This window comes from Aeromonas sp. QDB56, assembly GCF_027705505.1.
Lineage (GTDB): Bacteria > Pseudomonadota > Gammaproteobacteria > Enterobacterales > Aeromonadaceae > Aeromonas > Aeromonas caviae.
The window spans coordinates 1-1,121 of record NZ_JAPDBZ010000286.1; the positions used below are offsets into that span (position 1 = coordinate 1).

Consider the following 1,121-nt stretch of genomic DNA (forward strand, 5'->3'; position numbering starts at 1 on the left):
ACCATCGGCCACGTTGACCACGGTAAAACCACCCTGACCGCCGCCATCACCAACGTGCTGGCCAAGCACTTCGGTGGTAAAGCTTTCGCCTTCGACCAGATCGACAAGGCACCGGAAGAGCGTGAGCGTGGTATCACCATCAACACCTCCCACGTAGAATACGACACTGCTACCCGCCACTACGCTCACGTAGATTGCCCGGGTCACGCCGACTACGTTAAAAACATGATCACCGGTGCTGCCCAGATGGACGGCGCAATCCTGGTAGTAGCAGCGACTGACGGCCCGATGCCGCAGACTCGTGAGCACATCCTGCTGGGTCGTCAGGTAGGCGTTCCGTACATCATCGTGTTCATGAACAAGTGCGACATGGTAGATGACGAAGAGCTGCTGGAACTGGTCGAGATGGAAGTTCGCGAACTGCTGTCCGAGTACGACTTCCCGGGTGATGACCTGCCGGTAGTCCGTGGTTCCGCACTGAAAGCGCTGGAAGGCGAAGCTCAGTGGGAAGAGAAGATCCTGGAACTGGCTGGCCACCTGGACACCTACATTCCGGAGCCGGAGCGTGCCATTGACCAGCCGTTCCTGATGCCTATCGAAGACGTATTCTCCATCGCAGGCCGTGGTACCGTAGTTACCGGTCGTGTAGAGCGCGGTATCGTCAAGGTTGGTGAAGAAGTGGAAATCGTTGGTATCAAAGATACCACCAAGACCACCTGTACCGGCGTTGAAATGTTCCGCAAACTGCTGGACGAAGGTCGTGCAGGTGAGAACGTTGGCGCACTGCTGCGTGGCGTGAAGCGTGAAGACGTAGAGCGTGGTCAGGTACTGGCCAAGCCGGGCACCATCAAGCCGCACACCAAGTTCGAATCCGAAGTGTACGTGCTGTCCAAAGAAGAAGGTGGTCGTCACACTCCGTTCTTCAAGGGCTACCGTCCGCAGTTCTACTTCCGTACTACCGACGTGACCGGTACCATCGAACTGCCGGAAGGCGTAGAGATGGTAATGCCGGGCGACAACATCAAGATGGTTGTTACCCTGATTGCCCCGATCGCGATGGACGACGGCCTGCGTTTCGCCATCCGTGAAGGTGGCCGTACCGTAGGTGCTGGTGTTGTAGC

General features: G+C 57.3%; 1 protein-coding gene. It reads left to right on the forward strand.

Features of this window, described 5'->3' with window-relative positions; all coding sequences use genetic code 11:
- Window positions 1-1,121, forward strand: a 1,121-nt coding sequence (gene tuf / locus OKB81_RS20435; protein WP_134996705.1) for an elongation factor Tu, incomplete at both ends; no start/stop codon positions are given.